This window comes from Devosia sp. LC5, assembly GCF_000735585.1.
GTDB lineage: Bacteria > Pseudomonadota > Alphaproteobacteria > Rhizobiales > Devosiaceae > Devosia.
Genome location: NZ_JNNO01000043.1, coordinates 77,959 through 101,938, shown reverse-complemented (window position 1 = coordinate 101,938; position 23,980 = coordinate 77,959). Strand labels below are relative to the sequence as shown.

The window sequence follows — 23,980 nt, the reverse complement described above, 5'->3', positions numbered from 1 at the left end:
GTTAGCCGACGCGGAACGCGGCTTTGCAATCAGCAAGATCGAGGAACGACCGGCCGCGCCATGTCTTGGTGATGAACTTGGAGCCGACGCAGACGCCGACATGCTCGCCATCGGCCAGCAGCATTATCCCAATGTCACCGATACGGGCCTCAGCAGGCCCACATGGCGTCAGGTGGCCTGCGAACAGGCCGATGAGGGATTTGTGGCCACGTCGCCGCAACGCCATCTGTGCGCCCCGCAGCGTCTTGTAGGAGCCGGCATAGGTCTTTGCCAGATCGAGAGAGGCGTCCAGCGCATCGGCAACCCGGCAGCCAAAGAAGAAGCAATCCGCCGTACCATAGGCATAGGGCGAGGCCATCTCGGCATCGATCACGGCCTTGACGATTTCGAACCTGGTCTTGGTCATTTTTTGTTCCAGCTCATCGACGCCCCGGAAGATGAACTCCCCTGTGATCCCGTCTGCCCCCATTCTTCGGGGACGGTCGCCACGGTCGATGCGTATTCAAGGCAGGTGTCGGTCGCCAGATTGTCGAACTGCTGCTCGGCCTGGGCGCGCTTGACGTGCGTTGCCCCGCGCGCCGAGCGCCCCGGCGGCTCCAGGGTGATTTCCAGCGTCACCGTGCGCTCGCCATTGTCGGACATGGCGCCCTTGAGATAGCGCACATGGTCGATCTCATAGATCGAGGAGGCCAGGATGCCGACAACCTGGTCGGTTTCCGGATCACCCGCCAGATGCGAGACGATCACCGGAGCATTGGTGTAGGCAAACTCTTCGATTTTGGCGATTGCGTCGTCGGGATCGGCGGTCGGCACGTTCGAAAATCGGATGACGCGCGTCGTTATCGCGGTGCCGAGCGCCTGGTTCATCTCGCCCATATCGAGATAGCGGTTGGGCAGGTAGACGAGGCCGTTATAGGTGTATGGCCGGCCGCCACGATGATAGCCGACGGTCTTACCCGGCAGGTCAAAGCGGATCAGGTCGAGCCGAAGGATTTGGCCTTCTTCGAGTAGGTCCTCAACAGCAGGATCAAGGCTCATGAGAAGAATACTTCCTGCGCGGAGAAACTTGGATTGCGGGCACTCCACGCCTTGGGCCCGCGATAGCTGGCGGGGTCGACCTGCATGAGACAGGACGGCTTTTCGAAGTTGGCCGTGAGGGGCAGCGTGAAGGTCTGAAGATCGAGCGCGTAGCGGATGGCGAGCGTGACGATGCCCAGAATATCGGCTTGAACGTCGGCCACGATACGGTGCAGTGAGATGACGGTTTCCGACTTCACCACTTCGACATAGTCGCCAGCCCTGAACTGAAAGTTGGCGGGTAGGCCGCTTATGGTGAGTGTCGTCGCGGTGCGGGCCGTGATCGTCGCAGTTCCGTCGAATGCCCCACCGCCTGCCCTGTCCCCGGACAGCGGCACATCCCCGTTGGCCAGGGTCCACGCAATCGGCCTGGGCCGGAACGGGTCATAGGCCCGGAACACCTCGCCACTGTCGCCAGCGGTCATCATGAAAGCGTCCATCTTGCCGAAGTCGATCTCGGAAAGGAATGGAGCGGAGTACGATGCCGCCCACCATGATGTGCCGAATATCTGGGCCTCGGTGCGGCGCCCCTCCATACGATCGGTGTCCCGCGGGCGGATGGGGTCGAACTCAACACTCTTCCACCCAGGGATGTCGGGGAGAGAAAGAACGGTCGGCATCGATTAACCTCCGTTCTGGCGGTAGTTTTGGAGAGCTTTTTCGTTCTCCTGGACGATGGTGATGGTGTCCTGACGGGCGCCGGAACGGGCCTCATCGATGACCTCCGCCTTCCAGCCCTCAGGCATGACAAGGCGGATGGACACAGCACTGGCCTGGTTTGCCGCTGTCGCCATCGACTGCTGATGGGGAAGAACCTGCGCGCCGCGCGGAAGGTTGACGAGTTCGGGCCCGCGCTCCCCCACCCATGCATAACCACCGGGCGCGGATTTCGTGCCATTGGCGTAGCCCGGAATACCGTTGTAGCCGAGCTTTAGCCCTCCGCCCCCGAAGATGCCCGAGAAAATTGAGCCAATACCACCACCGCCGCCACCAAAGATGCCTCCGATCAGCGCCTGAAACCCCTGATTGATCAGCATCTGACCAAGCGACTTCAGTAGATCGCCTACGGCCTCAACCGCAGACTTTGATCCATCAACTACGCTCGTAAAGACATTGGCGAGGCCGCTAGCGAGCGTAGAGGCCAACTGGTTTCCGGCCATCTCGGCCTTCTGAAAGGTGTCCTGGGCCTGCAAAACCGCCCTGTTGTACGTGTCCTGGTCGATCGCGCCCTGCTCAAGGAGCGCGTTCAATCGCTCCACCTCGAGGCCATAGGTTTCAGCCGGAGTGCGAGTAGATTCGAATACTGCCTTACCTTCGGACATAGCGGCCTTGAGCGTAGATGCGCCGGCTGCCGCTTCCTTGGTATTTGTGATGACTGGCTCGAATGCCGCGGCCACCTGCTCGGCCGATGCGGCGATCTCGGAAGCCGGTGCGCCGAATATCCCGGCGTAGAAGTCAGCCCCAGGCCCGCCGGTCTGGCCCGAATTAAGCGCGTCCGTCAGGAGCGCCTTCGCCTCATCTTCCGTGTTGAACCGTTGGAATTCCTTGCCGGCGCCGTTGCCGCGGTCAATGGCGTTGCCGAACATGTCATTGTTGTTCATCCAACTCATCGCGCCCTGGAGCGCTGTGAAGGCGCCGACCACGGTGTTGATGGAATCAACGGCCATCTTCATCGCATCGACAATGGCCAGACCAATAGCCTGGGCAGATTCGGCGAACTGCGGGTCTGAAATCTTGTCTGCAAGATCGTTCAACGCCGGTAGCGCGCCCTGCATGATCTTGTTGATGACGCCCTGAAACGTCGCTTGCAGCCGGGTAATGCTGTCATTGAACTGCTCGGCAGCCCGGCCCGTATTGGTATCGAGGGTGATGCCCAGCCGATCGGCCTCGGCCGCTAGTTCAGCCAATCCATTCTTGCCCAAATTGAGCATAGGAATGAGATCAGCACCCGACCGACCGAACAGAGCAATGGCCAGCGCCGTTTTAGTGGCACCGTCTTCCATCCGGCCGAAGCGCTCGGCGACATCTGCGAGCACTTCATCGGTGCCGCGCAACTGCCCGGCAGAGTTCAGCGCCGATATACCTAGCGCATCGAATGCCATCTTGGCCTGGCCACCGGAGCCCTGCGCAATCTGCGACATGCCTGCGGTGAGCCGACCAAGGCCAGTCGATAGCTGCCCGAGGCTCACGTCCGAAAGGCTGGCGGCATAGTTCAACCGCGACAGCGCCTCAGTCGTCACGCCGACTTTCTGGGCCGTCTTGCTGAGTTCGTCAGCATTGTCGATCGCGCCCTTGATAGCTACACCCAACGCGGCGCCGGCCGCCGCAGCTGCCGTAGCAACCGCGGCCAGGCCAATACCGGCCGTCTTGGCGAAATTGCCCAGACCGGCGGACGCCTTCTTCAGACCAGCCGAAAACTCAGCGGAGTTGAGTCCTAGATCGACCCGGAGCGCCCCGACGACAGCAGCCATGACTTTACCTCAGTTCGTTACGGGGTTAGCGTGCCGCCTCTTTTTGGGGGCGACATGCGTATTCTCTTGGCCGTGTTCGGCGTTCTCGGGCTCTTGCTGTTCGCGGTCAGCATCGCCAGCATGCGCAGCGACATTCAGGTGATCCTGGCTGCAGTCGGCCTGTTCTCGGCCGTGATCCTGTTCGGGCTGTCCGAAGTTCTGCGGACCATGAAGCGGTAGCCCTCACCAGGTACTGAACAGAGCCGCCTGCGTTTCCCAAGATTGCTTCCGCGGCGCCTGCTTGGCGGCTTTACTGCTGCGCATGCTCTCCAGCGTCGGCATCTTCTTTGCCCTTGCCAACGCCTCGATATTCCAGGCCAGAGACATCCGGTCGTCATGCTCCCTCAGACGCCGCTCAGACGCCGCTTTGAACCGGGCGGTCAGCTGACGCGGGGTGAGATACCAATACGCCTCGGGGTCGGGAGCGAAGGAGGAAAACGCTACGTAGAGCGCTTCCCATTCCCAGCCCGACCCCGCCTTGGAGAAGGGGGCTCCTTACCCTCCGCTGTCGGGAATGCCGCCTGCAGAGCCCGCCCAACATGTTCGATGGTGGGCTGAAGGCGAGCCTCAGCCATGATGTCGCCAGCGCCCATGATATCGATTTCAGGGTGATGCTCGCGCAGCGCACCCCAAAGCACTGCGCGAACACTGCCGGCCGTCAGGTTTTCGACATCATTGAACATGCCGGCAATCTTGATGATGCCCATGCCCAGGATGTCTTCGACCTGGATGATCTGGTTGATCGAGAGGCGAAGCCGATAGGTCTTGTCGCCTACCGGAAAGTCCACCTCTCCCAAAAGTTCATTCGCCATGGGGTTAGGCCGTCACTGCAGTGGTTGGCGCCGAAGTGGCCGAGGCCGAGCCGCCCGTGTTCGTCGCGGTAACGGTGACGGAAATAGCCTCACCGACATTGTCGGTGTCCAGCACCAACGTTGGGGACTCGGCGCCGGGGATGGCAACGCCATCGGCATTCCACTGGTAGGTGAACATGGCAAAGGGCGCCCAGATCCCCGGATTTGCGGTCAGCGTCTCGCCGTCTGCCGGAGTGCCGTGGATGGCGGGCAGGATGCCATTGACCGGAGCCGTGGCAGCGTCGGTAGTCGTGGAGCCAGCGCGACGGAAGGTGGCGGTTGCCGTCATCCGGTCGTCCAGAGGGATTTCCGTGGCATAGCCGCGGCGCACGATTGGAAAGGTCTTGCGCACGCCATTGGGAAGAGTGACACGACCGATGTTGCGTTTGCGGCGCGAGGCGATGATCGCCAGATCTGTTGCGCTGCCGGGGATGTAGTTCATCCCGACAACCATTTCGCCGGGCGTCGTCAGACCTGGGATATACTCCCTGGTAGCGTCAGGGCTCTGCATATGCGTCGCCTCGACTTCCTCATCCTCGTCCTCGCCGGGATCGACGGTGATGACTTCGCCAAAGGCGACGAAGGTCGTCGGGGTCAGCTCATCAGCCATCTCGAAGACGGTGCCAAAGCCGATCATTGCCGCGGTGTCGGCCATGTCAGTTCTCCAAATTGTAGATGCTGTAAGCGCCAGCCCACGGCGCGATAGGGCTAGATCAGGCCGGAGCCCAATGGATCGTGAAGTCTCGGCTGTCCGTGAACCAGCTCGTGGCGGTATCTTTGTCGAACCGCGTGCGCTGACCCTGAGCGAAACAGCCCTGGAATTTGTAGCCGCCGAACTCGCCATGAAAGCCCGACAGGCGGGCCTCAACGGCTTCAGCAACGGCGCGGGCAGATGCCGCGGTCGTGCCCCGGCAGTCGAACTGCACGCGGGTCTGAACATACCCGCTGGCGCCCTGCATGGTGTAGTCCGTCACGCCACTGATCACATACATGACGATCGAGGGCTGAGCCGACCCTTGGGGCAGCGTGTCCCACTGGATGCGGTTCGCGACCAGGGCTGCAAGTGGCGCATGGGCGAGCAATAGCCCGGCGAGCTTAGTTTGCATCTTCGGACTCGGCCGGTGTTATGTTCTCGCCGTCGATGATGAATTCCACAGTCAGGCGAGGAAGGTCATCGATCCTGTCGCTGATATCGATGCGGGTCTGGTTTGGCAGGGGCTCGCCGCTCTCGTCGCAAAGCATGAGATGGTGGCCGACAACCTGCAGTTTTAGCTTCATGACTTCGCCCTCAATGCCTTGCGCGCCGCTGCTTTGACGGCCTTCTCAATGCCGACCCACAATTCATCGCCAATGCGATCCTTGACCGCATTCTTGGTCTGGTCCCACGCCGGCCGAAGGAACGGCTGGGGCGCGTTGCCATCGCTGCCAAACTCGCGAAGATGCGCCTGAGGCCGGCTGTCTGGGCCGATGAATCGTTCTTGTTCGGCTGCCTTGGCGTGCTGCGACTTCTGGGCCCGAGACAGCGTGCCGGATACCTCGATGCTCTCGCGCAGCCCGCCGCTATCCACGGGCGCCAATGCTCGAGCTGCCTTCGCGGTGATCTCGCCGGCATTGTCCAGCGCCACGCGACCAATGGCCCGGCGCTTTGACGGCGTGAACTGGTTGAGCGCTTCGTCCAGTTCCCTGCCTCCGACAAAGGAAACACGGACCTTCATGGTGCAGGATCTGCCGGTACTAGGTTGTCATTCGGACGCGCAGCGGTGATCTCAATTTCTTCTCTGCGCCCGTCGCCTTCCTTGGTCCCGCTGATGACATACTGAACGCCTTCGCAGGTCAGCCGATCAGCCGCGGTAATCGTGCTGGTCAGGCTGTCATAGCGCACACGGAACCGCGAGGAGACAGATGCGCCCACCTGGGCAGCCCGAACCTTTTCGCCGTCGCTGACGTCCTCTTTCGAGGCCCAGCGTTTCCCGATCTCTTCCCAGCCTTCAATGGGCTCATTGTCATCGTTATAGGTGATGCCGTAGCGCTGGAGGGTAATGCGGCGATCGAGGACGCCCGCTTCCATTAGAAAAACACCCGGCGGTACGGCGTGATCAGCGCATCAATGGCGCCGGTCGGGATCGGGCCCGCATCAGCGCCGAGCCGATATGCGTCATACATCAGCCGGACATGGATCAGGATCGCCGCCTTGATGGCCGGCGGGATATTGCTCACAGCAGGAATGGCGGGGGTTTCGCCGTCTGCCGGCACTTCCGGCGTTGTCGGGTAGCCCGCCAGATAGGTGAGGGAAACTGGCTTGGTCTCGTTGAGATCAGACGGCCGTTCAAAGTCGCTCTTGAACTCCACATACGGGCCGAGCGCATCGGCCAGCAGGGTGTAATCGCTGCTCGTGACCGTCGAAATCTGGCCGGCGGCATTGCGATAGGTGATGCTGGTGATCGAAATCACCGGGGCGAGCGCAATGCGCATGCAGCCCGAAAAACTGTCGAAGTCCTGGCGCCAGGTCTGCTCGACCAAGGCTCGGCCCAGGATGCCGGTCCATCCGTCCAGATGATCTACCGCTGCGGCGATGAACGCTGTGATCATGTCGTCATGCTCATCATGATCAACGGCAAGCTGCACCTTTGCCTCTGGCAGAGAGACAGGCGTCATTGCGGGAGCGGTAACGAGGACTGGGCTGTGCATGCTAGACCTCATGGGAGGGTTAGAAAGGGGCGGACTGGCCGCCCCTTTTTGGCTTACGCGACGGGAGCGTCGTAGGGATGGCCGCGAACAATCACCGCGCCAGCGGCAATCGAGGTGCCAGACTGCTTGGTGATGACAGCGCGAATGTAGCGCTTGGTGCCCTTGTAGCCCTGCTTGTAGACCGAAGCGGCAGCCAGGTCGGCCGGAAGGGCGCCAAGAAGATCTGCCGCAGGCACGTCGACAAAGTCGCCGCCAGTGGTGGTGTCGCTGTGCTGGAGCTTCACATCGTAGAGCCCAGCGCCGACAATCGCGCCTGTGTTGACGATCAGCGTGGCAGAGTTGAAGCCCTGGAGATCAACTGCGGGGCCATCGGCAGATGCAGCGACCACGGCAGGAGCTAGTGCGGCAATTATGCCGATGCCGGAAATGAAGTCCTTCATGGGACTGTCCTTTCAGAGATGAAACGGAGGATGAGCGGGCGACCGAAGCCGCCCGCCATGGATCAGGAGGCGGCGATCTTAAGGAGCTTGATCGCTTCGAAGTTGACCACGCCACCGCCGACGCGCTTCGTGGTGTAGAAGTGCACGAAGGGCTTGTTGGTGTAGGGGTCGCGCAGAACGCGGACGCCGAAGCGGTCAACGATCAGATAGCCACGGTTGAAATCCCCGAAGGCGATCGGGAAGTTGCCAGCGCCGACCGCCTGCATGTTGTCATCGTTGGCGACCGGCTTGCCCAGGATGGTGGCGACACCAGCAGCGGCAGTCGGGGGAGCCCAGAGGAAGTTGCCATCGGCATCCTTGAACTTCCGCACGGTGCCCATCACTGCATCGCTCATCAGCCACGATGCGTTGTTCCGGTAGCCGGACTTCAGCGCATAGTAGAGGTCGACAAGCGCATCGGCCTTGCTGACGGTGGTCGATGTGTCGGCGAAGTCGGCAGCCTTGCCAGAGGCTACGTAGCCGAGCTTCCCCCACACATAGGAGGCATTTGCCACCGCCTCGTAGGACAGGACGCCACGCGGCTTGTTCACGCCGTTGCCGCTAATGAAGGCGGTGCCTTCCTGCTCGGCGAACTCGATCGACACTTCGTCCGCCAGCCAGGCGGCGATATCGATGCGGGCGTCGTCCAGGGCGGTCTGCGTGATGGCCGGGTTGGCGTAGAGTTCGGCCGCGTTGATCGAGATCTCGCGCAGCGTCGGGGTGTCCGTCTCCGGACGGGCTTCTTCCTCGCCGACCCAGCCGGCGCCAGCGCCGCCCATATTCACCAGCTTCTTGTAGGTGCTGGTGCCGATGGAGATCACACGAGCCAGCGAGCGCATGGTGGACACGGTGCCCAGAACGCGATCGATGCCGGCCTCGGTCTCTTCAGGGACGAGAAACCCGCCGTCCGGGTCGGACTGCGTGGTCATCTTCGCCTTGACCTCGAGCTCGCGCATGTCGGCGTCGAGCGCCCGGTCGCCCTTGCGGAACCAGGTGTTGAACGCCGTCGAGTGGGCCAGGACGTCGGGATCATGGTTGACGCCGCCGGCAGGACCAATGACCGACGCGGCAATGGCGGCATTGACCTCGTTGAGGGCCTTGTTAAGGTCGGTGATTTCCGCATTGATGCGGTCCACCTTCTCGCGGCTGACAACGTCGTCAAACTTGGCGTTGAGGCCCTTGATTTCTTCTTCGCGGGCCGCCTTGAATTCCTCAAAAGAGGTGCGGAGTTCGGCGAAGAGCTTGGTCTGTTCGGACGCATCGGCGCGAACAGAAACCAGCCCGCGGGCGCGCGGGTTCAGCAGAGCGTGCTGCATGGTCGTTCCTTTCGGGGTTATGACCGGATGGTGTTGATCAGCTCCCGGAGGGAAGCTGCAGAGACGCCTGCATCACGCGCGGCGGGGGTCCGGCTTGCATCGCGCAGGGCCGGGTCGATGTGTCCGAGTTCGGCAAGGATCTCCTGCCGGGCGGATCGGGTGTGACCGGCCTTAGCCAGCGCTGCCTCTGTTTGGCGGCGAGCAATAAGGCTGCGGTCGGAATTCTTGGCTTCGGGCAGGTCGGCGCCCAGGTCATTGTCGAGGCGATCGGCGAAACCGTTCTTGATGGCCTCGCTCGGGCCCATGAAGGTTTCGGCATCCATCAGGGCTTCAATGTCGCCACGCTTGCGCTCGGTGCGGGCCTCGTAGATGTCGATCAGCGCGTTGTCGAAGGTTTCGAAAAGGCCGGCTGCCTCTGCCAGCTCGTGCCGATTGCCCACAACAACGCCCCAGGCGTTGTGCACCATGATGAAGGTGCCCAGCCCCATGACGATCTCGTCTCCCGCCATGGCAATGATGGACGCGGCCGAGGCGGCGATGCCCATCACCTCAATGGTGACCTTTGCAGGATGAGCGCGCAGCAGATTGTAAATCGCCAGGCCCTCGAACACGTCGCCACCAGGCGAGTTGACCTGGACCCGAACGTCAGCGTTGCCGATGGTCCGAAGTGCCGCCGAGCATCGCTTGGCAGTGAACCCCTCGCCAGTCCACCAGTCCTCCCCGATGATATCGAAGATCGAGATGACGTTGTTCTCGGTGGCGCCGGCTGCCTTCGGCTGGGCTGCCCATGCCTCAAACGCCTCACCTGGAGCATCGGCCTGGAAGTTGGCGGGTTTCTGCAAGGCCTTGATTTCAGGCAGTTTGCGAAGGCTCATCGCCGGTCTCCTGTTCGGGTTTGTCCTGGCCGCCCGCCGTATTGGGCGGGTCGTAGTAGATCCCGCCCTGGCCGTCCTCGCGCGGGTTCTCGTCTTCCAAACCCAGCACCTTATCGGGGCTGTAGACGCCCCACTGCAGCATCGCGACGTAGTGCGCTGTGCGGGTCTTGAGGTCCGCGCGCACCAGCGCGTTGCGGTTGAATTTGGCGTAAAGGTCGCTGCCCTCTGGCGTCAGGTCGACCGTGATACCCTCCTCCCACATGACCAGATGGTCCTCGAGGGTGAAGGCCAGGAATCCTTGCTGCTGGGCCTCAATGCCTGTGCCCCAGCTGGTGCTCTTTTCGGTGTCGCCTGCCATATGAGGCGGAAGACCGAAGAACATGAAGATGTCGGTGCGGCTTAGCTTGCGGCTTTCGACCCACTGCGCATCGGCCGATGACATGCCAAGCTTTTCGACCTTCATCCCTTCTTCGAGAACCAGATCGCGGCCTTCGTTCTCCCCGCCGGAGCGGTACGATTCCAGGCTGGCCTTGAGGTTTGTGACCCCCTCACCACCTAGCTTGCCCGGATGGGTTAGAACGTGGCCAACCACTGCGCCATTCTTGAAGGTCTTGGCGCCGTGGCGCTCCATCGCCAACGACAGGCCCATGGTTTCGCGGGCATAGGTGATGGGCGTAACGCCGGTAATACCGTCCAAGCTAAGGCCGAAGAGGTGGAACACCTCGTGTTGCTGAAGCACGACCTGCCGGCCATCCGGTCTGCTCCACACATATTCCATAAGCATGTCGGCACGCTGGCGCGGCGTCACTCGATCAGGGTGTAGCGGGATTAGGGCCTGAACCTCTTTCTTGACCGCCGTGCGCACAATCATCGCATAGGCATTGCCGCGCAACAGGATGTGCGCCTGCATCATGCGGCGAAATTGATTTGGTTTCTGCCACTTGTTCGGCCGGCGGCGGATCACTTTCCATAGCTCGGAGTCCGAGGCGTCTTCGCGCGTGCGCTCATCGATGCGCCGCTTGATGTGGAGCGGTAGCGTTGCGACCGCACCGGAAATGATGCGCACGCAGGCATAGACAGCAGCGATCTTCATCGCCGCGTTTGCATTTACGCGCTCGCCGCTGATGCTCTCGGTGCCGCCCTGCAGGTACTCCTCGAGTTGCGATGGCGTGTTGATCACAACGCCGCCGCTGCTCATCGCCCGAGGCTCAACGCGCGGCAATGCCGCCGGAGACGAAGCGCCCCCGAACCAGCGGTCCCAAAATGCCATTGCGTTCTCCTAAAGGACCAGCGCGCCGCGCGAGGCGTATACGGACGGCCCGCCGGCCGCGGCCGGGTTGCGGGCCATCAGCGTGACCGCGTTGAACATCGCCATGGCCGGGTCGATCTTGGCATCGCCAGCCGTCTGTTTCGTCGCCCGGATGCCGGTTGCTGTCGGTTCGATTTTCAGGTTCGGCACGCACCAGTTCATGAGCGGCCCGCCGGCATGCTTCAGCAGCCCCGACGCCAGGCGCCGCTCGGCGCCCTTGATGCTGGACATCATCCAGCCGCCCTGCGGCGCCGCAACCAGCAATCCCGATTCCTGCGTGACCCCGATTTCATCGAGGGCATCTTCCATTTCGCCCAGGCCGGAGGCGTCGACCGCCACCCCGCCCAGCAGCCCCATGCTTTTGATGCGGCTGATGTGCTCGATGATGGTCGCAACGTCGCCGAGCGGGTCTTCCAGAATGGTCAATTCGCCCTTGGCCTGGATGCGTTGCAGCGTCGTGACGATCTTTGGCCGGCGTTTCAGCACCCCGGAATGACACCAGGCATGCGACCAGGACAGCCAGCGCTTCATTTTCCGCGTGACCTTCACGCCGTCGATCTCAATGTTGACCTCGATCTCACCCGGCTCGCGGCCGAGGACGTTGAGGCCGAACAAGTCATCGAGGCCGCCGCCGTCGATACCGACCACGGCAACTTCGCTGCGCTCGAGCAGTCGGTCCAGCGCCTCATAGTGCGAAAGCGAGGCAAGCTCGGCGTCTTCCGCCGCCGTCCAATGGTCAGCACCAGCCCAGCGGTTTGACCGCAGGTTCATCCCGATCTCGACGTTCAAATGCTTGGCCAGGAACGTCGCGAGCGTCGTCTTGTCGCCCGACAGCTCCTTAATCATCTCCTCTTCCAGCCATTCCTGGCTGACTGACCGGCCCAAATTCGGGTTGGTCACATAGAAATTGGCCGGATCCTCGTAGGCTTTGGCCTCGACCATCTTCTCCGGAAACTCGTAGAGCACCGGCAAAAACTTACGATTGACGATCTGGCCGTCCCGCACCTGGCGGGCATAGTCCAGTTTCGCCTTGAAAACGCCTGCCGGCGGATCGTCGCTTTGCGTCGAGAGCGAGATCACGAAGCCTTCAGGCCGGGAAACCAGGCCGCCAGTGGCCTCGCGCAACATCGCGTCCGCGCCGGCCCGCTTGCCGAAGACCCAAAGCTCATCGATCAGGATACGGCCCGACTTCTTGCCCGACACGGTGTCGGTATCTGCCGCCACGACCTTCAGCATGGCGTCATTGCCCAGATGCTTGATGGTCCGGATATGGTCCTGAACCGTGAGGAACCCGCCCTCACCCGCATTTGCGTCCAGTTCCGGATCGGCACGCACCATGGCGGCCGCCGGCTTGTAGCTGTTCTGGGCAACCTCGATCGTCGGCGCCAGGATCAGCAATTCCTCGTTGTGCCGCCAGTTGACGATCAGCGCCGTCAGCATGATCGCCGCGGCAATGGTCGACTTCGTGTTCTTCTTGCTAATGAGCAGGAAGAACTCGGTCACCAGCTGCTTGCCGGTGTCCGCGTCATAGGATCCGAAGATCGCGGCGACGAAATCGAACACCCACTGGTCGCTGACCTCGCCAAACGTCGGCTGGCCGGGCAAATCCACGACCTTCAGGGCCTTGAAAACGCCCAAAGCATGCTCTGCCTCGGCCGGGAACAGCGGGCGAAACGGGATCAGAGACCGTTGCGCGACAATCCGTTGCTCCCAATCGGGACACGCAGTCGTCCATTCCGGTGTCACTTACCGACAACCGACAGCTGGGGCGGGCCTGGCCGCGGCGCAAACTTGCCGCCCGGGCCGGTTGCCGCATCGGCCGCGCTCTTCTGCGCAGCCTTCTTGCCCTTCGGCTGCTCCGTCGCGGTCTCGCCCATCGTCTTCAGTGCCAGTGCGATCGTCTGCAGCGTCTTGGCCCGCACCGGCAGGCTGACGGCCTGGCGCAGAGCCTGGAGCCGATCAGGATCGGTTTCCGACAGCTCGATGATGGTCTCCATCTCGCCCTTGTGGAGCGTCTCGGCGCCCAGCTCATCGAGCATCCGCTCGGCCAGGTTGCGACCACGGCCGAGGACTTCCTCGACCTTCGAAACTTCCGGCACCGTCGCGGCAATCGCAGGCCGGTTCGCACCCGCCGATTCCTGCGAACCTGATGGCTGGTTCGCGCGGACCCATTTGCGCTTCTTGGCTTCCTTGCGGATCGCCGTATCTGAAATCTGGAACCACTCGGCAATCGCCCGGATACTCTGCTTTCCGGCTCGATATTCGGCCTCGATAGCAGGCCAGTCAGTGGCTGTTTTTTTGGCGTTCATCGGTTTGGTTCGCGCCTTGGTTCGCACCCTGATTTTCCACCAGAGGAAAAAATCCCTCTGTGAGGGCGCCGTGGGTCCGGAAGAAGAGGGCTTTTCAGACTTCTTGGTGCCCCCCCCTTGGTCAGAGACAGGCGCCTCGGATGGCCTCAGCCTTGGCCTGGGCTATGGTCTCAATACCTTCGGGCGAATAGCCGTCGTACATCATGCCGCCGTCGGCATGGGCGACGCGAATATAGAACTTGCGGCCAGGGATATCGTGGTCGCGTTCGATCTCGATCGTCGCGCCCTTATGCGTACCTCGGAAGTAGCCACGGCCCTTCTCAATGATGCGCATCACCCATCTCCATCCTGCGCTTATCGCTATCGTGGTAGGCCTTGCTTACGGCCTGAAGGTTGGTGATGTCCCAGAACAGGCGCTCATCGCCTTTGTGCGGGATGACGTGGTCAACCACTGGACTGTTCGGAGCTGGGTAGTCGCCATAAAGTAGAACGCCGGTCTGCCTGCACGTGTACAGATCACGGGCTAATACCGTGTCCCTGAGTGCCTGCCACCTTGCCGACTTGTACCAGCCACGAACGGTGGCATCAGGGCTATACCGCGTGTCCCTCACCTGCCTGGCTGAAGAAAGCCGAGGAGCCATCTTGCTTAGCCTGGGCTTGAGGGTGGTAAGCTTCGGCATGGAGGGCTTGCCTTGGTAGACTACAGACAAGAGTCGATCGAAAATGCACGTGGTGCGATCAAAACAGTGACACTGCTGAATGGTGGCGCTGCGGTAGCGCTACTGACGCAGCTATCGACAATCCCGGCTCCGGTCGCAGGGGCTGTTCTTACATCGATGATCTGGTGGTCCGTTGGCTTGGCATTAGCTGCATGCGCATGGGTCGCGGCGTTCTTGTCCACGAGATACGTGGATAAGTGGATGGACGAAAAGAATGATCAGCACAGGATCACATCAAACACCGCCCAGATAACGGGCATAGTGATGATCTTGCTATCCATTGTGACGTTTCTGGTGGGTAGCCTATTCCTCGCGGCGGGCTTCCACGGCGCCTATTCCTGACCTGCTCATCGAACCTGTGCATTTCTTGCACAAGTTGGGTGAACAGGCCGGTTGTCAGGATTGGGGCGCGTGGAATAGGTCCATTGTCGTTTAATGACTCCTCGCCGCTGAGGGCCACCCCAAACACAAAACCCGCCTCAGCTTTCGCTTGGCGGGTCGGTTCAGACGATAGTCTGAAAATGGAATAATGACTTAATGGCGCTGTTCGCGAGTTTCGTCAAGGGGCTGCTTTTGAGGCCGCGCCGATCATAGCTGTTATGATTTCCGCTTCCGCTCCATCCTCCAGGTCGGCGTGACCAATACCGTTAGAGTAGATCTGGTCGGATGCCGCAGCTCGCACCGCGGCCAGCATCTCGTCAGTCGGCTCTCGCATAGCCTCAATGGCGGCGCGGGCATATCTAAAATAGGTGTGGCCATGCCGGTCCCACCAAAGATGCTCCATCTCGCCACCAACATCATCAGGGTAATCGGCGGCAAGCAGCGATCGCGCCACGCGCTCAATCATGCTTTCCGTAGCCATGCAGGCAATTCCTTCGGTACGTTGGTGCAGCCGTGCAGCTTGATCTGGTCCGCGATTGGTTGAGGCTCAGCACGCTGCGGGTTTATGCCCATATCGGCGACTAGTTGCTGCCAGTTTGTTGGAGCCAGATAGGCGTCCACGTAAACGTCCTGACTTGCCCATGGGTCCGACAGCCTGCCCAGGATGCCATCCGGGGCCTTATCCGCGTATCCGCCTGACACGAAAGGGCGCCGCAGCCAGTCACGCAATCGATCAATGATGGTCATGCGGTCACCGGAGGGTTGTAGGGCGCCCAATGCGTTGGGGTGCGCCACTCGTCGAGTTTGTCCTGGCTGACACTGTTCCTGGTATATGACCACCACCCTATCAATTCGGCCTTGCTATCGAATCCCTGATCTCGCCACATGTCGTGTTCATCCTCCACCCAAAAGGCAATGTGAACGACGTCAACCGTCGCGATATCCGTGTAGACGAGAATATGCGTTCCATCTTTCGGTGCTGTCTCGATTGGCTGCCAGTCGATCATGGTCATCTCCTATGCCGCCATCTGCATGCGTTTGGTTTTCCCCATCAGCCCGAAATGATGCGCCAAGGCATTAAGCGCCAGCCGGCAGTCCCCTACCATATGCCAGTGCTGCTGATCGCGGCAAACGAGATAATCGAGCGCGGCATAGAGGTTGGCGCCGCGGTTCTCGTAGATACCCTGCTCAACGCGCACCGCTTCGATTGCGGCATCATACTTGGCCTTTGCCGCTTGGCACCAGCGGGCATAATCGTCTGTGGCCTCGCCGCCACCAACGCCCCCAGACTGCTTGGATGCATCGGGTGCGCCGATTGCCCGCTTGTACTTGTCGTAGACCTCGAGGAAGGCCGCTGCGGCATCGTATTGGGCGTTGCTGATCAGTGCCTTCTTGTCGGTCAGATTGAGCCGGCCGATGAACGTGGCCGCCTTCTGGTCGCGCGCGTCCTTCTCCGACAGGCCGAACATCTTCATGCGCAGCAGGATGGCCTCCATGTTGGCCGGAACGGCGTCTGCCCTTGATGCGCGGCCCGATGGTGTCCGCTTCACGCCCATCTTCCTTGGTCGTCCCTTAGCCATTGTTCGCCCCTTCGTTTGTGGTGTTTTTGATGGATAGCTCCGACATGAATTGCCGGAACTCCGGTTCGTTTGCGTGCAGCATCGCCAGCGTGAGGCAGATCGCCTCTGACCGGTGGAGCCGCTTGATAAAATCGGGATTGGTCTGCGAGGCCTTCTCGATGGCTCGGCGGTGCACTTCAGCCTCGATGATCTGTTCGGCCAAGGTGATTTTCATGCTGTGGCCTTCAGGCTCTTGGCGGCCATTGCTTGGGCGACGACCTCGCGAGGGAACGGGAAGCGCTGAAGGAATGGCTTCACTTGGCCGTTGATCGCCTCGCATGCCGAGAACAGTTCTTCGTCGTGGATGCGATCGAGCACGATGGTCGGGGCTTCATCACCCCCTACCAAAACCAAATTTCCCTCTTTCTTTAATTGATGTTGATATTGAGTGGCGCGCGCTAGCTTGAGCGGGGCTTTAGCTACACCCTTGTTTTTATTGGATGCGTTGCGCGTTTCAGCTGATTTATTTCCGCCTTTGGCGCCATTTTCAGCGCGTTCTTGAGCATCTTTCAGCGATATTTCGATCTCTTTTTCGGCCCGTTCATTGGTGAGGAAACCGTTGACCACGTGGATTTTGCCCAGCTCGATCAGCTTGGAGCGGATGGCATTCCACTTCCGAACAGAACAGTTGCAGACGCCGGCGATGTACCTCGGCTCGTCCGGAACCGGGCCGCCGCGGACGTACATCAGATCGAGGACAAGGCTATAGGCACCCTTCTCTTCGAGCGTCAGACCAACGGTGCCGGCGATGAAGTTGTCAGGGAAGCGGCGATACCATGGGCGGGTCAATGCAAGCCTCCAGTATTGCGAGTGGCGGCTTCGGCGGCATCAATCGCTTTGAGCAAGCGGAAGGCCTCCATGAGGTTGCAGGCTTCTGCGGCCTCAGTTCGCAATTCGGCGGGTTGGCCGCGGTACATATCTTGGATTCCGCGTGCAAACACCTCGATCAGGCCATGCAGGGCGTCCCGCGCGTCCATGTCGAACCATTCGCCATGCATCCTTTTCTCTCTGTGGGATGCATGGAATGATGCCTCAGAAAACGAGGCCCAACTCCGCTCCCAGACGCGAAAGGTGAAGGCTAGTGTCAATTTGTGTGGGCTGCCAGTCTGAACCTGCTTGAGCCTCTTATGTGGCTTGTCGCTTATGCCGATCTTGCAGGGTCCCTTGAGGTTCCCGTCGATCTGGGAGCAAATCAGGTAGACGAAGCACTGGCCGGGATACTCGCTCATGCCACCTCCTCCGCCTTGGGTCCGACCAGGTGGCCGATGGCATTTATAATGGTGTGATGATCGCGATCCCCGATGCCCCGGCCGATCTCGGAATAGTTGAAGCCGTGGTCACGATAGAGGGTCAGGTATATCTCCCGACGCGCTTCCATGATGTCGGCTCGTCGCTGGTTTCCGTATATCTGGGCTGTCGACAGGCCGTACTTCACGGCGATCAGCTTCACCACGTCTTGGCAACGCTGCTTGAGCGTTCCGCCTTCGCCGACGGACGTCAGGATCATGTCTCGCCGAGGGGCCTCACCGCTCTTGAGGCGCTTCTTATGCGTCCGGAAACTGTGCAGGATCGTGGTGTGGTCGCGGCCGAACTTGCGCCCCATCATGGGCAGTGTCATGCCTGTCTCGATAGCCACGTGATAAATGGCTTCCTGCCTGGCTCGGACGATTGGCCGGCTGCGGTTATGGCTCAAAATATCGGCCGACGAGATGCCATGACGTCGAGCAACGCGCGTGACGATGGTGCGCCAATTGGCACCTGTATCGGACGTCGGCTCGATTTCTTCTGCCGGCAGCACGGGCAATGGCGCGGGCGCATAGGACCATGCACGGAAAGGCTTGCGCAATGACCTGGGGCGGGCGCCCAGCAGGCGGGATCGTACCGCGGCATAGTGGGCGGCCTGAAACGACACCCCTGCCTTGATGTCCATTGCTGGCATTTCGTAGCCTACCCGGAAGGTTTGATGAGGGCGGGAGTGAGTGATGATGGTGAGGGTTTGGTTGGTCATGCGACGGATCCCAGCAGCGGGGCATCGCCTTCGAGCCGCCGCCTGATTACGTCAGTGAATTTTTGCTTCCCCTCGACAAGAAGGGCGGACATCCCGTTGCGAGCAGCCGCGATGCCGGTGGTGCCGCTGCCGGCGAACATGTCGAGCACGCGACCGCCCGGTGGGCAGGCGTAGAGCAACATCGATTCCACCAAGGGAATCGGCTTTTGCGTGGGATGATCGGCCCTGCCATGCTCATTCCGGCAGTAGATGACGCTGCGCGCCAATCGCGGGCCGCCGTCCTCACTGACATAAGTCTGGCCTTCGATGACGCCCATATGGGTCGGCCGCGTCTTGCGGCGCGTTGCCCGCGCGGTCGCATCATTGGTATATTGGGGGTTCTTGTAGACGTCGGCCCACGGCGCATCGGCGCGATAGAACTGCCATGCGCTTTCGTGCACCCGCTTATACCGATCGGCATGGAAGCCTGACCCGTTCTGCTTTTCCCAGACCAGATCCTGCGCGAATTTCCACCCGGCGAACTCGGCAGCGTTCTCATGGAACATCCGCGCGGAGCCGAAGCACCACATTGAGCCCGTCGGCTTCAGCAAGCGCTTGGCCAGCGCAGGCCAACCGGGAACCCACTTGTCCCACTTCAGCGATGTCTCGCCATATGGTGGGTCAGTGAGGATGCAGTCGAATGAGGCATCGGCAAATCCGGCTAGCACTTCGCGGCAATCGCCAGTGATGATCTCTACGGTCATTTCGCACCCCAGAGCATAAGGGGCTGGCGCTGCTGGCCGGCCGGGCCCCAGACGTACCAAGCGTGATCTTCGGTGCCGGTCTCGCCGTTACCCGCCCATGAGATCCTGTCGAGCAAAGCGATCTTCGCCATGAACCGGGGATTGTCCTGGAACAGGTGACGGCGCGTCTTGCCGAAATCGAACTTGGCGGTCAGCAGCAGAGCGACCAAGCCCGTGCAGCGCTCGAGCGATAGCTCAGCGAAGCGGACGGCCATACGGTTCCCTTTGCCATATGGGGGATTCGTGATGATGGCATGAGGCTGAGGCAGAAGCTGATCAGCCGGCCCGTCGATGAAGTCACATATGAAGTGATGGCCCTTGGTGTAGGTCTCAATGTCGCTGGTGACGACGAAGGCGCCGTGCTCGCGAATAACATCGGCCATCAGATGCGCGCCGGCCGCCGGTTCCCAGACCACATCATCACGGCCAACGGGGAAATGCCGCAGCAGCACCTCCGTCGCCCATGGCTCGGTCTGGTAGAATTGGTTTGCCACGGGGGCAAATTTGGAAGGCCCGACAGTCATATCCGCCCCGCGATCATATCGAGGTCGCGTTGAACCCGACGCTCACGGAGGGCTTCACGGGCTTTCTCGGCCAGATCAGCCGGACGGCCATTCGCCGCCTTCTGGATGGCCTGGCGCTGTTTCCTTAAGCCTGTGATGCCTGCTGCCCGGACTTCCTTGCGGAGCTTGGCTGCTACTTCATCCTGCTTGTGGATGAGCTTTCGGGAGTGGGGCATGGAGAGGGGCATGATCATTCGCCCATCCAAATCCGAAGGGCGACGCATGAAACGACGCCAAGACCGATTGGAACCGTGACCCAAACGATAGCCGGGACTGACGCGGCCAGGGCCGCAAGGCCCGTCAAAAGAAGGCCAACTGTCACCGCAAAACCGAACACACCGGCGTATGCCAGGTAAATGAAACCCGAGAAGTCTGGGAACATGCTCAAAACTCCAATTCGATTGCCGGCGGCGGCGGCTTCGGGCGCCCCTGCCCCTTAGGCTTGTTTCCGAGGTGGAACTGTCCGCAGTGCGGGCAGCGGTAAATGTCGAGACGCTCAGAGGGACCGCGTCCATCGCGGGCGAGCGACCAGGTCGGATATGACCTTTTGCCCTCGCATTGAGTGATCTGGGGCCGGAGCTGGGGTTTCATTTCCTCTGGGCCTCCGGCCGTTCAGGCGGCTCGTTCGGCAATCGGTCGCGGCGCCTCGCCCGGCGCAATTCCCAAGAACTCCTCCAGTTGACGGATAAGCCGCGCACGAGCCGGAGTAGGCGGAAGAGCCCTGAGGGCGATGAGGTTTTCGGCACTTTTGCCCTCCACCGAATTGATCAGACGGCTGTAAGTGTTTTGGAGCTTGAGGAATGGCGAGGCGTCGATCGTCGTCGGCCGCCGATAGCGGAGGCGCCATAGAAGCCCAGGCGTCACGCCAGCCCAGCGGGCGGCAGTGTGCATGGCGTTCTCGCTGCCAAGTCCTTCGAGGTCTTCGGCGCGCTCCCAGAGCGCTATCGCCCATTCCTTTGCCTTGGAGACCAAGGTTTCCGGCTCAAGGTCGTTTGCGCAGAGATCAGTCATTTTTTGATCCTCGTGCAAAGAGATTTTGCCCATCTGCAAATGCTTTCCCGATAGTTTTTGAACCATCGGATGAAGCGAATACGAAAGGCGATTTGTGGTGGTTGAACCGGTGAGCGAGGCCTTGAGAGATCTGCTGCGCCGGCAGGAAATGCGCGAAGCGACGGCGGGAACCGAAGCTTCGCACTTGATGAAGTGGGCGAACGACCTGCTCGACAGGGAGGAGGAGATCGAAACAGATCACTCGCCCGCGGGCGGGGAGGAGACCCACCCGATGAGAATGAGAAGCGCGGAGACTATCCCCGCGAGTTTGGGTGTTGGCGGACCCATTGGACCCAGCCCGGCACATGGCCGACCAGTCCTGCTGCGGATCGTTGCCAGCAACAGGCATCGAGGCGCGCAACGCAGAACCAGGTCGCCCCCGTGTCTGGTGCTGATCAATGGCGGAAAGGCGTAGAGCCTTCATAGCTGCCCACTCCCAAACCACAGGGCGAGCACAATCCCACCCACCAGTGCCCACGACAAACCGGCCAGGGAGACAGTGATGGTGACCTTGTTGATCAACCTCATCAGAAGCCTCCTACAAGGCGCAGGACAGCCGCAGCCGTTCCGACCAGCATCAGAGATGCGGCCAGAGCCCATAGCGCTGGTGTGGGGTTCATGGATCCGGGGCGCGACGTCATGCGACCATCTCCGTATCCATTTCCATGGCGGCGATTATGATGCCCTTGCGCTGCGGATAGGCGGCAATCAGACGCTTGGTGATGAGGCTCTTCTGCGCATCGGTGAGGATACGTCCAGCCAGGTTCCACTTGATGCAGTCGAGCAGGAAATCGTGGCCGTCATATTGAACGACCGGGTATTCGATCCCGAGTTCTCGGGCCTTCATGTACCTGGCCCAGCCGTCAAGGATGCGGTTGCCGATCTTGACGATCGGTTCAGCACGGGCGGCGAGAAGGTCTTCCTCGATGACCGCTATGTCCTGACCGATATCACCGAATGCGGCAGAGTATTCGTGACGCTCTACGCCTTCGGGTGGGGTCAGTTCCCATGTGACGATGCCGGGTTCGGCATACAGCGCCGGAGCGGCAGAGGCTTGGCCCTCCGCCGGCTTACCCGTGGCCGCAATTGGTTGCTGCGCTTCACCAGAGGACGGCGCAGCATCGTCCGTGTCTCGACCCACGACATCAGGGCTCTGGCTACCACCATTGCTGGCAGGGTCGGAATTGGCGAGGACGGGCGAAGCCTCCGACCCGTCCTCTGCGGAGGCCCTTTCGGGTTCCGCGCTCGGTGCAACCGTTTCCGGCTGATTAGATGCGACCTGACCATTGAGGGGTGCGGGTGTGGTCAGGTCGCTACCAGCCTGGGGGGCAGGCTGGGGTTCGGTTTCGGCTTCATTGGAGCCAAATTGTTCAATGTTTTCTACGCGCGCCTGCACCTGCACGGGAAGCGCCTCGTATTCCGGCGGCGGAACCATGCCGAGCGCGGACATGTACAGTTCGACTATCGCCTCACGCTCCATCCGCTCATTGGCGTCCTGGCGACGGAGCTTGATCACCTGCTTGAGGGCAGTGATGTCGAAACCGTTGCCACGCGCCTCGGCGAATATTTCCTTTTTGTCGTCGTTGATCGCCTTGAGCTCTTCGTCCAAACGCTCCACGCGCTCGACAAAGGCCCTGATCTGGGTATGGGCAACACTGTCACCGGAGTTGGATGGGTAAGCCATCTATGCCCTCCCAACGATGGAGATGGAGCGGGCGCGCCTTGGCGCGATGCTGATGGCACCGCGATCCGCAAGCTGGTGCACCAGGCGATGCACCGCTCGGCGGCTATTCATGCCGAGGCCGTCCGCTATGTCGTCAAAGGATGGGGAGGCGCCGCGGGCCTTCACGTAGTCGGTGATGAATTCCAGCCCACTAGCCTGCAAGGTCGTGAGGCCGAGGCCGACCGGCGCGGACTGAGCGCCCTGCCCTACTTCCATCAGGATGCGGGCAATAAGCTCGCGGGCATCCTCGATGTGACGGAACTGGTCCATCAGGATTTCGGCGCGTTCATAGATTTCCGGTGGGATTTCGTTGGGGCTCATGCTGCTGCCTCTGATCGAGATGCACGAAGGTCAGCCGCCGTAACCTGGCCTCGAGTTTCCGCTTCGATCCTGTCGATGATGGAGAGCGTCAAATGCTCCCCACGCATGTAGCGGTGAACCTGCTGGCGGCTCTTTTTGAGCTGCTTCGCGAATTCGGTTACGGTCGTATGCTGTTTGATGTACGCTTCAAGTTGCATGTAACAGTTTTTGCTACATCTGCCACATCATGTCAAGCATCGTGTAACATTTTCTGGCATAGATGCGATACGCGCCATGCTGGATAGATGTCGCATGGCAAATTGGCTCGAACCCTTCATCAAAAATTCGCCCATCGCTTCACAGGAAGCGCTTGCGGATTTGATCGGCGTTTCGCGGGCGACCGTGAACCGCCTCGCCAATGATCACTCAAAGCTCAAGAGGGATCGCGCGGCTCTGATGGCTGAGCACCTGGGCGTGTCCACCGAAGACCTGATGCTCAATCGACTTCCATGGGAGGCGAAGACCAGCGCAACGCCCGAGCCTGACGGGGTGCAGCGCGGCCGGTCGCTTGGCTCGGCGATCGTGGTAGCCACAGTTGAGGCCGGCGCCTGGCGCGAGGTAGACGAGTTTGACCAATCGTCACCGGAATGGGTCGCCGTTCCCCCTGACGACAAATACCCCGACGCCACTCAGGACGTTTACAACGTCGCCGGCGACAGCATGAACGCGTTGCAGCCCCACCCAATCACTCCGGGGTCAAGGGTGGTCGCTGTTCGCTATGATGAGATCGCCAGTCGATCGCCGCTCCGTGACGGCCTTGTCGTCGTGGTCCAGCGGTCGCGAAATGGCGGCCAGGAGCGCGAGCTGACCGTAAAACAGGTCGCCTGGTTCGATGATCGCATAGAGTTTCAGCCGCGGTCGACCAACCCCAAGCACAAGCCCATCGTGGTCGAGCATGACACATGGGAGGATAATGGGGTTGAGGTCGCCATCGTCGGATTGGTGAGGGACATCATCCATAGGTTGCCGGGATGACCCCTGCCCGCTTCAACGAATGCCTAGAGCACCTGCACTGGTCTACCGAGACATTGGCAGGAATTCTCGGCTGCGATGAAAGTCTGACGGAGGCCTATTCGCTGGGGCTTGCGGAGGTTCCGGCAAAGCTTGGGGCATGGCTGGAAGTGCTGGCAATAGCCCATGAAGTTGCTGAGAGCGGCAGACCGACAGCGCTCAAAGGCAAGCGGTATAAGGGGCTGGCGCATTAAATGGTAAATGCTTGTGTCGTCTCATCAATAACGATAGAACGGCATTGTGCATGGGAGGGATGCACGAATCCAACCACAATGTGATTTGTCGCCGGCGCCAGTCGGTGTAAGGAGACTGGCAACCTATGGCGCCTAAGATGCCTTTGCTCGAGCAGA

General features: G+C 60.8%; 37 protein-coding genes. 4 read left to right on the top strand and 33 right to left on the bottom strand.

What is annotated here, in order from left to right; translation table 11 throughout:
• Position 1: 1 nt before the first annotated feature.
• From FF80_RS16695 to FF80_RS21135, 4 genes are read right to left on the bottom strand one after another with little or no spacing between them, the layout of a single operon-like run.
• On the bottom strand, positions 2-406 hold the full coding sequence (locus FF80_RS16695; RefSeq protein WP_035102578.1) for a hypothetical protein: 405 nt from the start codon (positions 404-406) through the stop codon (positions 2-4).
• Complete coding sequence (locus tag FF80_RS16690; protein ID WP_052153684.1) at positions 403-1,038, bottom strand: hypothetical protein; 636 nt, start codon at positions 1,036-1,038, stop codon at positions 403-405. Before FF80_RS16690 ends, FF80_RS16695 begins: the two co-directional genes overlap by 4 nt.
• The gene (locus tag FF80_RS16685) at positions 1,035-1,697 is read right to left on the bottom strand and encodes a hypothetical protein (RefSeq protein ID WP_035102576.1); all 663 of its coding nucleotides are present in this window, start codon (positions 1,695-1,697) and stop codon (positions 1,035-1,037) included. Before FF80_RS16685 ends, FF80_RS16690 begins: the two co-directional genes overlap by 4 nt.
• 3 nt (positions 1,698-1,700) lie before the next feature.
• Positions 1,701-3,548 (bottom strand): hypothetical protein, encoded by a 1,848-nt coding sequence (locus tag FF80_RS21135; RefSeq protein ID WP_052153683.1) that lies wholly within the window; start codon positions 3,546-3,548, stop codon positions 1,701-1,703.
• Between the two features lie 54 nt (positions 3,549-3,602).
• Here FF80_RS21135 and FF80_RS21970 point away from each other — a divergent pair, with 54 nt between their 5' ends.
• Entirely contained in the window at positions 3,603-3,767 is a 165-nt protein-coding gene (locus FF80_RS21970) for a hypothetical protein (RefSeq protein ID WP_160172852.1), read from the top strand.
• 260 nt (positions 3,768-4,027) lie between these two features.
• On the opposite strand, the gene FF80_RS16670 is transcribed toward FF80_RS21970, so the two are convergent.
• The 14 genes from FF80_RS16670 to FF80_RS16600 all read right to left on the bottom strand — a co-directional run bounded on the left by FF80_RS16670 (position 4,028) and on the right by FF80_RS16600 (position 13,748).
• A complete protein-coding gene (locus tag FF80_RS16670) occupies positions 4,028-4,399 on the bottom strand; it encodes a GTA-gp10 family protein (protein WP_035102574.1) in 372 nt (123 codons plus the stop codon).
• 4 nt (positions 4,400-4,403) lie between these two features.
• Positions 4,404-5,093 (bottom strand): phage tail tube protein, encoded by a 690-nt coding sequence (locus FF80_RS21130; RefSeq protein ID WP_052153682.1) that lies wholly within the window; start codon positions 5,091-5,093, stop codon positions 4,404-4,406.
• 58 nt (positions 5,094-5,151) lie between these two features.
• Positions 5,152-5,544: a DUF3168 domain-containing protein gene (locus FF80_RS16655; protein ID WP_052153681.1), complete on the bottom strand. Its 393-nt coding sequence runs from the start codon at positions 5,542-5,544 to the stop codon at positions 5,152-5,154.
• Positions 5,534-5,716, bottom strand: coding sequence for a hypothetical protein (locus FF80_RS16650; RefSeq protein ID WP_035102573.1), 183 nt, complete (start codon positions 5,714-5,716; stop codon positions 5,534-5,536). The genes FF80_RS16655 and FF80_RS16650 overlap by 11 nt, the downstream gene beginning before the upstream one ends.
• Complete coding sequence (locus tag FF80_RS16645) at positions 5,713-6,153, bottom strand: HK97-gp10 family putative phage morphogenesis protein (protein ID WP_035102572.1); 441 nt, start codon at positions 6,151-6,153, stop codon at positions 5,713-5,715. The genes FF80_RS16650 and FF80_RS16645 overlap by 4 nt, the downstream gene beginning before the upstream one ends.
• Positions 6,150-6,506, bottom strand: coding sequence for a phage head closure protein (locus tag FF80_RS16640; RefSeq protein ID WP_035102570.1), 357 nt, complete (start codon positions 6,504-6,506; stop codon positions 6,150-6,152). The genes FF80_RS16645 and FF80_RS16640 overlap by 4 nt, the downstream gene beginning before the upstream one ends.
• Entirely contained in the window at positions 6,506-7,126 is a 621-nt protein-coding gene (locus FF80_RS16635; RefSeq protein WP_081917509.1) for a phage head-tail connector protein, read from the bottom strand. The genes FF80_RS16640 and FF80_RS16635 overlap by 1 nt, the downstream gene beginning before the upstream one ends.
• 53 nt (positions 7,127-7,179) lie before the next feature.
• On the bottom strand, positions 7,180-7,566 hold the full coding sequence (locus FF80_RS16630) for a hypothetical protein (protein WP_035102569.1): 387 nt from the start codon (positions 7,564-7,566) through the stop codon (positions 7,180-7,182).
• A gap of 62 nt (positions 7,567-7,628) precedes the next feature.
• Entirely contained in the window at positions 7,629-8,921 is a 1,293-nt protein-coding gene (locus FF80_RS16625) for a phage major capsid protein (protein WP_035102567.1), read from the bottom strand.
• A 17-nt stretch (positions 8,922-8,938) separates the two neighbouring features.
• Positions 8,939-9,796, bottom strand: a complete 858-nt coding sequence (locus FF80_RS16620; protein WP_035102566.1) for a head maturation protease, ClpP-related — start codon at positions 9,794-9,796, stop codon at positions 8,939-8,941.
• A complete protein-coding gene (locus FF80_RS16615; RefSeq protein WP_035102565.1) occupies positions 9,774-11,066 on the bottom strand; it encodes a phage portal protein in 1,293 nt (430 codons plus the stop codon). Before FF80_RS16615 ends, FF80_RS16620 begins: the two co-directional genes overlap by 23 nt.
• A gap of 9 nt (positions 11,067-11,075) precedes the next feature.
• Positions 11,076-12,851 carry a terminase large subunit gene (locus tag FF80_RS16610; protein ID WP_035102563.1) on the bottom strand — a complete coding sequence of 592 codons (1,776 nt, stop codon included), beginning with the start codon at positions 12,849-12,851 and terminating at the stop codon, positions 11,076-11,078.
• Positions 12,848-13,414 carry a hypothetical protein gene (locus FF80_RS22120; RefSeq protein ID WP_035102562.1) on the bottom strand — a complete coding sequence of 189 codons (567 nt, stop codon included), beginning with the start codon at positions 13,412-13,414 and terminating at the stop codon, positions 12,848-12,850. The genes FF80_RS16610 and FF80_RS22120 overlap by 4 nt, the downstream gene beginning before the upstream one ends.
• A gap of 121 nt (positions 13,415-13,535) precedes the next feature.
• Entirely contained in the window at positions 13,536-13,748 is a 213-nt protein-coding gene (locus tag FF80_RS16600; RefSeq protein WP_035102561.1) for a hypothetical protein, read from the bottom strand.
• Positions 13,749-14,106: 358 nt separating this feature from the next.
• Here FF80_RS16600 and FF80_RS16590 point away from each other — a divergent pair, with 358 nt between their 5' ends.
• A complete protein-coding gene (locus FF80_RS16590) occupies positions 14,107-14,475 on the top strand; it encodes a hypothetical protein (protein WP_035102559.1) in 369 nt (122 codons plus the stop codon).
• A 217-nt stretch (positions 14,476-14,692) separates the two neighbouring features.
• Here FF80_RS16590 and FF80_RS16585 read toward each other — a convergent pair whose 3' ends face one another.
• From FF80_RS16585 to FF80_RS16505, 15 genes are all read right to left on the bottom strand, one after another.
• Complete coding sequence (locus FF80_RS16585; RefSeq protein ID WP_035102558.1) at positions 14,693-14,995, bottom strand: hypothetical protein; 303 nt, start codon at positions 14,993-14,995, stop codon at positions 14,693-14,695.
• Positions 14,977-15,261 (bottom strand): hypothetical protein, encoded by a 285-nt coding sequence (locus tag FF80_RS16580; RefSeq protein WP_035102557.1) that lies wholly within the window; start codon positions 15,259-15,261, stop codon positions 14,977-14,979. The genes FF80_RS16585 and FF80_RS16580 overlap by 19 nt, the downstream gene beginning before the upstream one ends.
• The gene (locus FF80_RS16575; protein ID WP_035102556.1) at positions 15,258-15,521 is read right to left on the bottom strand and encodes a hypothetical protein; all 264 of its coding nucleotides are present in this window, start codon (positions 15,519-15,521) and stop codon (positions 15,258-15,260) included. Before FF80_RS16575 ends, FF80_RS16580 begins: the two co-directional genes overlap by 4 nt.
• A 9-nt stretch (positions 15,522-15,530) precedes the next feature.
• Complete coding sequence (locus FF80_RS16570; protein WP_152558410.1) at positions 15,531-16,070, bottom strand: hypothetical protein; 540 nt, start codon at positions 16,068-16,070, stop codon at positions 15,531-15,533.
• Between the two features lie 16 nt (positions 16,071-16,086).
• The gene (locus FF80_RS16565; protein ID WP_035102555.1) at positions 16,087-16,308 is read right to left on the bottom strand and encodes a hypothetical protein; all 222 of its coding nucleotides are present in this window, start codon (positions 16,306-16,308) and stop codon (positions 16,087-16,089) included.
• The gene (locus FF80_RS21125) at positions 16,305-16,922 is read right to left on the bottom strand and encodes a YdaU family protein (RefSeq protein WP_052153678.1); all 618 of its coding nucleotides are present in this window, start codon (positions 16,920-16,922) and stop codon (positions 16,305-16,307) included. The genes FF80_RS16565 and FF80_RS21125 overlap by 4 nt, the downstream gene beginning before the upstream one ends.
• Positions 16,919-17,362 (bottom strand): GIY-YIG nuclease family protein, encoded by a 444-nt coding sequence (locus FF80_RS16555; RefSeq protein ID WP_035102554.1) that lies wholly within the window; start codon positions 17,360-17,362, stop codon positions 16,919-16,921. Before FF80_RS16555 ends, FF80_RS21125 begins: the two co-directional genes overlap by 4 nt.
• Complete coding sequence (locus FF80_RS16550; protein ID WP_035102553.1) at positions 17,359-18,141, bottom strand: helix-turn-helix domain-containing protein; 783 nt, start codon at positions 18,139-18,141, stop codon at positions 17,359-17,361. Before FF80_RS16550 ends, FF80_RS16555 begins: the two co-directional genes overlap by 4 nt.
• Positions 18,138-18,884 (bottom strand): site-specific DNA-methyltransferase, encoded by a 747-nt coding sequence (locus FF80_RS16545; RefSeq protein WP_035102552.1) that lies wholly within the window; start codon positions 18,882-18,884, stop codon positions 18,138-18,140. Before FF80_RS16545 ends, FF80_RS16550 begins: the two co-directional genes overlap by 4 nt.
• Positions 18,881-19,447: a hypothetical protein gene (locus FF80_RS16540; RefSeq protein WP_035102551.1), complete on the bottom strand. Its 567-nt coding sequence runs from the start codon at positions 19,445-19,447 to the stop codon at positions 18,881-18,883. Before FF80_RS16540 ends, FF80_RS16545 begins: the two co-directional genes overlap by 4 nt.
• Positions 19,444-19,680 (bottom strand): hypothetical protein, encoded by a 237-nt coding sequence (locus FF80_RS16535; protein WP_035102550.1) that lies wholly within the window; start codon positions 19,678-19,680, stop codon positions 19,444-19,446. Before FF80_RS16535 ends, FF80_RS16540 begins: the two co-directional genes overlap by 4 nt.
• Positions 19,681-20,098: 418 nt before the next feature.
• Complete coding sequence (locus tag FF80_RS16525) at positions 20,099-20,497, bottom strand: hypothetical protein (RefSeq protein ID WP_160172851.1); 399 nt, start codon at positions 20,495-20,497, stop codon at positions 20,099-20,101.
• Between the two features lie 676 nt (positions 20,498-21,173).
• Positions 21,174-22,220: a DUF2312 domain-containing protein gene (locus FF80_RS22430; protein WP_081917508.1), complete on the bottom strand. Its 1,047-nt coding sequence runs from the start codon at positions 22,218-22,220 to the stop codon at positions 21,174-21,176.
• A complete protein-coding gene (locus tag FF80_RS16510; RefSeq protein ID WP_035102546.1) occupies positions 22,221-22,580 on the bottom strand; it encodes a hypothetical protein in 360 nt (119 codons plus the stop codon).
• Positions 22,577-22,777 carry a YdaS family helix-turn-helix protein gene (locus FF80_RS16505; RefSeq protein WP_035102544.1) on the bottom strand — a complete coding sequence of 67 codons (201 nt, stop codon included), beginning with the start codon at positions 22,775-22,777 and terminating at the stop codon, positions 22,577-22,579. Before FF80_RS16505 ends, FF80_RS16510 begins: the two co-directional genes overlap by 4 nt.
• 94 nt (positions 22,778-22,871) lie before the next feature.
• Between FF80_RS16505 and FF80_RS21120 the strand changes: the two genes are divergently transcribed.
• Positions 22,872-23,594 carry a LexA family transcriptional regulator gene (locus tag FF80_RS21120; protein ID WP_052153677.1) on the top strand — a complete coding sequence of 241 codons (723 nt, stop codon included), beginning with the start codon at positions 22,872-22,874 and terminating at the stop codon, positions 23,592-23,594.
• Complete coding sequence (locus FF80_RS16495; protein WP_035102543.1) at positions 23,591-23,824, top strand: hypothetical protein; 234 nt, start codon at positions 23,591-23,593, stop codon at positions 23,822-23,824. The genes FF80_RS21120 and FF80_RS16495 overlap by 4 nt, the downstream gene beginning before the upstream one ends.
• Positions 23,825-23,980 lie beyond the last annotated feature (156 nt).